This window comes from Streptomyces sp. NPDC048441 (genome assembly GCF_043200235.1).
GTDB lineage: Bacteria > Actinomycetota > Actinomycetes > Streptomycetales > Streptomycetaceae > Streptomyces.
Window position 1 is genome coordinate 59,841 of record NZ_JBICXM010000010.1, and the last position, 7,535, is coordinate 67,375.

A 7,535-nucleotide genomic window follows, 5' to 3' on the forward strand; every position below is an offset into this window, starting at 1 on the left:
TACTCACAGCGTCTCTCCCGTCCCTGCTATCGCCAACTCCCGTTCCGCACTGCCCTGTTCAGCTTCGTCCGGTGGTGGCCCCCCGGCCATCCCCCTGCGTCTGCGTGCGAACCAGAAGCCCGCCGCCGCAAGGCCGAGGAGACCGACCCCCACCCCCGCCACCGCCCCCCACGGCACGAAGCGCGCCGATGCCGTCGCCGTGTCCCTGGCTCCGCCCGATGCCGTCACGGTCAGCTCGACCTTGACGGAATCGAGTGCGGGGGCGTCGGTCCACGGTTCCGTCAGAGAGACCCTGCGGCCGGGAAGGATTTCGATCGGGAGGGTGCGCGGGCCGCGGTCGAGGGACGTACCGAGGACGCCGTCCGCGTGGACCGCGAGCCTGGGGGTCAGGACGGTGTTGCCGCGGTTGACGATGTCGTACGCGATGCGCCCGCCCTCGGCTTTCACCTGCTCCACCGTCAGCGCGGACAGCGTGGGCCCGCTCACCCGCAGGTGCACGCGGACCGCGGCGTCACGGCCGCCCGCCCGCGCGACGACCGCTCCGGGGTGGTCCCCCGGCACGGCGCCCTCGGGGACGCTCACGCTGAACGGCACCTCGGCGCGGGTGCGCGGCGGCACCTTCACCTTGCGCTCGGCGAAGGTGATCCAGGAGCCGGTGTCCTTCGGCCTGCCCCGCTCCAGCGAGAACGCGCCGCCCCGCGTGTTGTCCGCGTCCGCGCCGCTCAGCTCCACCGTGCGCGGCTTCGACCCCGGATTGGTGACCGTCACCGTGTCCTCGAGGACGGAACCTGGCGTGCCCTCCACGTAGAAGTAGGGCCGCCCGTCCTTCGCGGGCCGCGTCCCCCCTCCCGCGGAGGGCGCGACGGACCACGCTCCGGTGTCGTCGGCGTGCGCCGAGGTCGCCGACGCCGCACCCGTCACCAGTAAGGGCACTATGGCCACGGCTACGGCTGCGGTGAGAGCACGGGCAACGGACAGCAGCGACGGCATCGGCGGCTCCTGGATCTTCGTACACGTCATGCGCGGAGGGCGATCAGGGCAGGGCAGGGACGCGCGCGATCACCGCGCCCCTGCGACGCCGCACACCACGCACCGCGCGACCGCTCCTAGCGCGACCGTGCCGCCTGGTTCCTGCGGGTCAGCCAGAGCGCACCGGCCGCGCCCGCGAGCAGCACCGTGCCGCCGAGGGTGCCGAGCGCGATCGCGGAGTCCGCGGGTCCGGTCTGCGGCAGCTCGTCGCCGCCGGACGGCGCACTGGCCGAGCCACCCGATCCGCCGTCGTCACTCGCCCCGCCGGAGCCACCACCCGTGGTGCCGCCGCTGCCGCCGCCCGAGCCCTTCACATCGAGCGAGAGGGAGGGCTTGGGGCTGTTGGACGGGGTGCAGGTCGTCGTCGTACCGAGTGCCTTGATGGTCAGGACACCCGCGGTGAAGTCGACCTTGCCGCTCTTCTTCGGTGTATACGTCCCCGACAGGTCGCTGATCTTGATGGGGGTGTTGGCGGGGATCGCCTTGTCGTTGGGCGCACCGGACACCGGCACCGTGCCGCTCTCCGCGCCGCCCAGTTTGATGAGCGCGCTGGGCTTCATCGCGCCCTTGCCCAGCTCCACCGGGCTCGATGAGACGCCCTTCTGGAAGGACATGGTGAGTTTGTAGCCGCTGCCGCTCTTGACGCTCTTGATATCGATCGGCGATACCGCGCCTTTGTTGCCGATGGGCGTCTTGCACTGGTAGTTGACGTCCTGGACCTCGGCCTGCGCGGCGGGGGCGGCCATCAGCACCGCCGAGCCGCCGGCCAAGGCCGTGGCAAGCGCGAGCGCGACCCTTCGTTTCTGGTACGACACCTCGAGTTCCCCTCATGCCGGTCGTGGCGTGCCGCGGTGCGGATTTACTGACGGCACATCAGATTGGGCGCTCAAGGTACGCCCGGGGCCCTGTCGAGGGAAGACAAAGAACGCGCCGGATCTCGATGATCCGGCGCGTATACGAACCGTGGGTAACCCAAGGGGGAACTGAGCGGGCACTGCGCGAACGCGGCCCTGGGCCGGACATAGGGCGCGGCCCGGAGCGCCCGGCCCTGCACGGGTGGGCCCTACGGGTGGGCCCCGCCCCGCACTACGCGGGCGCGCTCAGCTCCGCCCACACCGTCTTGCCCGAGACCCCCGGGGTGCGGGCGACGCCCCAGTCCAGACAGAGCCGCTGGACGATGAACATCCCGTGCCCGCCGGGCCGCCCGGCGCGGTGCGGGGTACGGGGCGCGGGCTGGCCCGCGCCGCGGTCGGAGACCTCTATCCGCAGCACCTTGGCGTCGGAGGAGATCCAGAGCTCGTCGGGGCCCTCGGCGTGCAGACACGCGTTGGTCACCAGCTCGGACACGACGAGGAGGACATCCTCCGCGGCCGCGCGCTGATCGGCGCCCGCCGCGGGCAGCCAGCCCCACGCCTGAAGCGCCTGACGGGCGAAGTCCCTGGCGAGCGGGACGATGCCACTGGCGCCGTTCAGGCTCAGCCTACGAACCTGGCGCCCCGGACGACCCTCGGCCGCCGCGGCGGCCTGGCCCGCGGGAGCGTCCGCGACAACGGCCTCGGACTCCGGGCCGCGGTCGCCCGGCGAGTAAGGCCGGGTGGTGCTCATCAGCGCTTCACCTCACCGACAAGAGAACTCTGGACAAGGAACTGGACAAGTAGCGGGACCCGTCGCGGGACAAGTAGCGGGACAAGACGAGGCACCATCTGCTGCTTGGCCGTTCCTGCTGTTGATTTGGCAACGATTGAACGATTGGCTGGCGGACTTCTCTGGCGGACTTCTGAAGACGGATCCAGGGTGTCTCCTGCCCGGCCGAACCGTGAGAACACCCACTTATTCGACGCGACTCGTGTGACGCTGGTAACGCGGCGATCACATAGAGACAACTGACGCGTAACTCTTGAGTACGCTCCGTCAGCAGGCCGCCCGATCAGTCGGCCAGCGCCGCTCCGAGCGTCTCGTGGACAGTGAAGACAGCATCGGCGCCGGTGATCTCGAAGACTCGGGCCACCACCGGCAGCATCCCGGCCAGATGCACTCCGCCGCCCGCGGCCTCGGCCTTGAGCCGGGCCCCGAGGAGGACGTTGAGCCCGGTGGAGTCCATGAACTCCAGTCTCGAGCAATCGACGACAAGCCGCGAGAAGCCGTCATTCAGGCAGTTCTCGAGTGGCTCACGCAACACGTCGGCGGTGTGGTGATCCAACTCACCCGCCGGGGTCACGACGGCACTCGTGCCCTCTACCCGCACTTCGACCCGAAGTCGGCCCTGATGTGCGCTGCCGACCGTCCCGCGGTCCATTCCGTCACTCACTCCCGACCGTCGTGGCTGTTGATGACGCCCCTGAACATTACGCCTTCCGTACGGCCTCGGGTACCCGAACATCCCCCAGAATTCGGACATTTCCCCACGGACCGCACTTGCGACTGGCCTGTGGAAACGGGTAGGGGTAGAAGAGACAGTTTTCAACACGGACGGCTTTGGAGGCGCCGCACACCGCAGTGCACGTATTGGCATCGGCAGCCATATGCCGAGAACGATGGAGGACACCATGTCACCCCAGCTCGACGAATCGCGCACTGACCGAGCGACGTCGACACTCCCACCGCACCGTATCGAGACCGAGATCCCGGGTCCCCGCACGGAAGCCACGCCGGAAGGCCTTCCGGACCTGACGGCTGCCGTGTCGGAGGTGGAAGCCCTCGAAGGGCTGTCCGACCTGCCCGAGATCCCGCCGTTCGCCGAGGTGGGACCGCTGGATGCGAGGGCTCTGTCCAAGACCCTCTTCGAACGCCTCGAGTCCCTCGAGGAGGGCACGCACGAGTACGCGTACGTCCGAAACACCCTCGTCGAACTCAACCTCGCCCTGGTCAAGTTCGCCGCCTCCCGGTTCCGCTCCCGCAGCGAGCCCATGGAGGACATCATCCAGGTCGGCACCATCGGCCTGATCAAGGCGATCGACCGCTTCGAGCTCAGCCGCGGCGTGGAGTTCCCCACCTTCGCGATGCCGACCATCGTCGGCGAGATCAAGCGCTTCTTCCGTGACACCAGCTGGTCGGTGCGCGTCCCGCGCCGCCTCCAGGAGCTTCGTCTGGACCTTGCCAAGGCGGGCGACGAACTCGCCCAGCAGTTTGATCGCGCCCCCACGGTGGGCGAGCTCGCCGAGCGCCTGGGCATCTCCAACGACGAGGTCGTCGAAGGCATGGCGGCATCCAACGCCTACACGGCGAGCTCCCTGGACGCCCAGCCCGAGGAGGACGACTCCGAGGGCGCGCTCGCGGACCGGATCGGCTACGAGGACCACGGGCTCGAAGGCATCGAGTACGTCGAGTCGCTGAAGCCGCTGATCGCCGAACTGCCGCCGCGTGACCGGAAGATCCTCTCGCTCCGCTTCGTCGCCAATATGACGCAGTCGGAAATAGGCGATGAGCTTGGCATCTCGCAGATGCATGTCTCGCGACTGCTGTCACGGACGCTCGTCAAGCTGCGCAAGGGGCTGACGGTCGAGGAGTGATCGCGCCGTCCGGCGCTCGCCGTTCGGCGTTCTTGCGGGTGACTGCTGCACCGCCGCTTCGCGGCGGACCGCTCCCGCCCACCCACCCGTTTGCCCCGCAGTGCGGGGTGAGCAGGTGGGTGGGCGGGTTTGTTTTTACAGCGCCGCCCGCACCGCCGCCTCGGCATGGAGCCTTGTCGTCGGGAAGACGGGCACCTCGCTGTGCTCCTGCGAGATCAGGAGCTCGATCTCCGTACAGCCCAGGATCACACCCTCGGCCCCGTCCGTGACCAGGCCCGCGATGACCCCCAGATAGTCCGCCCGGGACTCCTCGCGCACCACCCCGAGGCACAACTCCTCGTAGATGACGCGATGCACGAGCGCTCGCCCCTCCGCATCCGGCACCAGCACCTCCAGCCCTCGTGCGGTGAGCCGCTCCCGGTAGAAGTCCTGCTCCATGGTGAACGCGGTGCCGAGCAGCCCCACGCGGCGTACGCCCGCGGCGAGCACCGCGTCGGCGGTCGCGTCCGCGAGGTGCAGGAGCGGCACGGAGAGGGCGCCCTGCACTTGGTCGGCGACCTTGTGCATGGTGTTGGTACAGATCAGCACAAGATCGGCGCCGGCCGCCTCAACTCCCTTGGCGGCACGGGCGAGCACCTCCCCCGCCTGCTCCCACTCCCCCGCGACCTGCAGCTCCTCGATCTCCGCGAAGTCGACGGAGTACAGCACGCAGCGGGCGGAGTGCAGGCCACCGAGACGCTCGCGTACGAGCTCGTTGAGCAGCCGGTAGTACTCGGCGCTGGACTCCCAGCTCATGCCGCCGATGAGGCCGATGGTCTTCATGGGGCCAGGATGCCGCACCGCCGGGGGGGCGGTCTTCAGGCGGACAGAGCCACACCGTGAACGACCGCCGGGCCGTAGTCCACGCCCTCCAGCGCGAGGGCAAGCGCCAGCCGCCGTTCCGCCTGGAGCAGGCGGTGCTCGGCGGCGTGGTAGTAGGGGCGGGTGAGAGGGATGCCGCTTACGTCGACGGGGCGGGCCTCGGTGACCTCACGGGCGTAGGGGCTGCGGGGGAGGGTTCGGGGGCGCGGGGCAGGGCTTGGCGGCGTCGGCGTCGACCTGGGCGGTGGCTCTTCCGCCGCGAGGCGAGCGCGGCGCGCGCCTGTGCCGGGCAGGAGCCGGATGAGAAGCCGGGCCAGAAGCCCGACGAGGAAACGGTAAGGCACCTACCCCTCCCCCAGCTCGCACCAGACGGTCTTGCTGTCGGGCCCCTGCTCCACGCCCCAGCGCAACGAGACGGCGTCCAGCAGGGCCAGACCGCGCCCTGTCTCGTCATCGCCGCCCGCGTGACGGAGCAGGGGCCAGGCGCGCGGGTCGGGGTCGGTGACGGCCACGCGGACCCGGCCGCCGCCTTGCGCGCCGGTGACGCGGACCGTCACCGGGGTGCCCTCGCCGAGGTGCCGGATCACGTTGCTGAGCAGTTCGCTGACGCAGAGATGCACGTCGGGGTGGGGGCCGTAGGGGTGCTCGCTCAGGGTGCGGCGGAGTTCGGGGACCGCCTTGGGGACGGCGAGCAGGTCGAGTTCGAAGTCGGGGGCGGGGACGGGGACTGGGACGGGGACTGGGTCTTGCATGGGGGTACGCCTTCCGTGCGCTCTGTGACGAAGTGGTCACACAGTGGCGCGGGGCGGCGTAGCGTGACAGAGGTTTGGGTTGCGCAGGGCAACTGGCAAATGGCGGTGGTGAGTTGTGCCTCCTCGTAAGGATCCCGACGCGTCGGCGAATGTTCCGGCCTTCTATGGCGCCGAGTTGCGCTTCAAAAGAGAGGCCGCGGGCCTCACCCTCGAACAGCTGGCCGAGGGCAGCTACCGGGGGATCTCCTTCCTCAGCCAGATCGAGCGCGGCGAGCGGCGCATGCCGCGCGATCTGGCCCAGCACGTCGACGAGAAACTCGGGACGGACGGCTTTTTCCAACGCCGTTGTGAAGATGCGCGCAAGGCCCGCCAGGGCGGTCACGCCGAGTACTTCGCGGATGTCGCGGAGATGGAGCGGTATGCGGAGTCCATTGAGGAATGGGCTCCGATGATCGTCCCCGGGTTGCTTCAGACGCGGGCGTACGCAGAGAAGGTGGTGCGGATCAGCCTGCCCTGGCTACGGCCGGACACCGTGGAGAAGCAAGTCACCGCGCGTATGGAGCGCGCGTCGCTATGGGAGCGGGATGAGCCTCCGGCCTTCTGGGCAATCCTGCACGAGTCGCTGATCCGCAAGCCGATTCTGCCGCGCGATCAGATGTCGGACCTGCTGAAGCACATCCTCGCGGTGATCCAGTCCGCGCAGGGCGTTTTGCAGATCCTTCCGGAAACGGCAGCAGCCCACCCACTCATGATGGGCATGGCCAAGGTCATGACCTTCCCGGATGCCCCTCCCGTGGTGTACACGGAGGGCCTCCACAGCGGCCAACTCATCGACTATCCAGGGCTCGTGAAGGACTACCGCAAGTCGTACGATCTGCTCAGGGCCGCCGCATTGCCACCCGAGGCGTCCCTGGACATGATCGAAGCAGCGGCAGAGGATTTCCGAGATGGCGAGCAGCCAGATTGACTTGAGCTCGGCGCATTGGCGCAAGAGCAGCCACAGCAACGGCTCCGGCGGCGACTGCGTCGAGGTCGCCGAGCGCTTCCCCGGCGCCGCCCGCTGGCGCAAGAGCAGCCACAGCAACGGCGATGGCGGCGAATGCGTCGAGGTCGCCGACGGCCTCCCCGGCATCGTCCCCGTCCGGGACTCCAAGGTCACGGACGGGCCCGCCCTCGTGATCCCGGCAACCGCGTGGGCACCCTTCGTCACCGCCGTCACGAAGGGCGAACTGACCGCCTGAGACGGGGGACCGGCGGACACAGGGGACCGGCGGCACGATGACTTGCAGAAAAGTCCCGGGGGGGCCCCCCCCGCGCGGGGGGGGGGGGGGGGGGGTTATTTAAAACCCAACAGCGCAAAAAAACCGCCCCCTACCAGCACCCC

10 protein-coding genes are annotated in these 7,535 nt (G+C 69.3%); 3 read left to right on the top strand and 7 right to left on the bottom strand.

Going from position 1 to position 7,535, the window contains the following annotated elements; translation table 11 throughout:
* Window positions 1–3: 3 nt before the first annotated feature.
* The 4 genes from ACGFSB_RS24355 to ACGFSB_RS24370 form a co-directional block, all read right to left on the bottom strand.
* A complete protein-coding gene (locus ACGFSB_RS24355; protein ID WP_393402936.1) occupies window positions 4–1,020 on the bottom strand; it encodes a hypothetical protein in 1,017 nt (338 codons plus the stop codon).
* An 86-nt stretch (window positions 1,021–1,106) separates the two neighbouring features.
* On the bottom strand, window positions 1,107–1,844 hold the full coding sequence (locus tag ACGFSB_RS24360; protein ID WP_393402939.1) for an LPXTG cell wall anchor domain-containing protein: 738 nt from the start codon (window positions 1,842–1,844) through the stop codon (window positions 1,107–1,109).
* 271 nt (window positions 1,845–2,115) lie between these two features.
* Window positions 2,116–2,634 (bottom strand): ATP-binding protein, encoded by a 519-nt coding sequence (locus ACGFSB_RS24365; protein ID WP_393402942.1) that lies wholly within the window; start codon window positions 2,632–2,634, stop codon window positions 2,116–2,118.
* 322 nt (window positions 2,635–2,956) lie between these two features.
* Entirely contained in the window at window positions 2,957–3,325 is a 369-nt protein-coding gene (locus ACGFSB_RS24370; protein WP_393402944.1) for an STAS domain-containing protein, read from the bottom strand.
* A 250-nt stretch (window positions 3,326–3,575) separates the two neighbouring features.
* Here ACGFSB_RS24370 and ACGFSB_RS24375 point away from each other — a divergent pair, with 250 nt between their 5' ends.
* Window positions 3,576–4,538 carry an RNA polymerase sigma factor SigF gene (locus tag ACGFSB_RS24375; protein WP_393402947.1) on the top strand — a complete coding sequence of 321 codons (963 nt, stop codon included), beginning with the start codon at window positions 3,576–3,578 and terminating at the stop codon, window positions 4,536–4,538.
* A gap of 135 nt (window positions 4,539–4,673) precedes the next feature.
* On the opposite strand, the gene ACGFSB_RS24380 is transcribed toward ACGFSB_RS24375, so the two are convergent.
* Genes ACGFSB_RS24380 through ACGFSB_RS24390 form a run of 3 tightly spaced genes read right to left on the bottom strand, consistent with a single transcriptional unit; the run spans window position 4,674 to window position 6,151 of the window.
* A complete protein-coding gene (locus ACGFSB_RS24380; protein ID WP_393402950.1) occupies window positions 4,674–5,360 on the bottom strand; it encodes an aspartate/glutamate racemase family protein in 687 nt (228 codons plus the stop codon).
* A 35-nt stretch (window positions 5,361–5,395) separates the two neighbouring features.
* Window positions 5,396–5,743 carry a hypothetical protein gene (locus ACGFSB_RS24385; protein WP_393402953.1) on the bottom strand — a complete coding sequence of 116 codons (348 nt, stop codon included), beginning with the start codon at window positions 5,741–5,743 and terminating at the stop codon, window positions 5,396–5,398.
* Entirely contained in the window at window positions 5,744–6,151 is a 408-nt protein-coding gene (locus ACGFSB_RS24390; RefSeq protein WP_393402956.1) for an ATP-binding protein, read from the bottom strand.
* Window positions 6,152–6,266: 115 nt separating this feature from the next.
* On the opposite strand from ACGFSB_RS24390, the gene ACGFSB_RS24395 reads away from it, so the two are divergent.
* Together ACGFSB_RS24395 and ACGFSB_RS24400 are read left to right on the top strand one after the other, a co-directional pair.
* The gene (locus ACGFSB_RS24395; RefSeq protein ID WP_393402959.1) at window positions 6,267–7,118 is read left to right on the top strand and encodes a helix-turn-helix domain-containing protein; all 852 of its coding nucleotides are present in this window, start codon (window positions 6,267–6,269) and stop codon (window positions 7,116–7,118) included.
* Window positions 7,099–7,392 carry a DUF397 domain-containing protein gene (locus tag ACGFSB_RS24400; RefSeq protein ID WP_393402962.1) on the top strand — a complete coding sequence of 98 codons (294 nt, stop codon included), beginning with the start codon at window positions 7,099–7,101 and terminating at the stop codon, window positions 7,390–7,392. Before ACGFSB_RS24395 ends, ACGFSB_RS24400 begins: the two co-directional genes overlap by 20 nt.
* Window positions 7,393–7,535 lie beyond the last annotated feature (143 nt).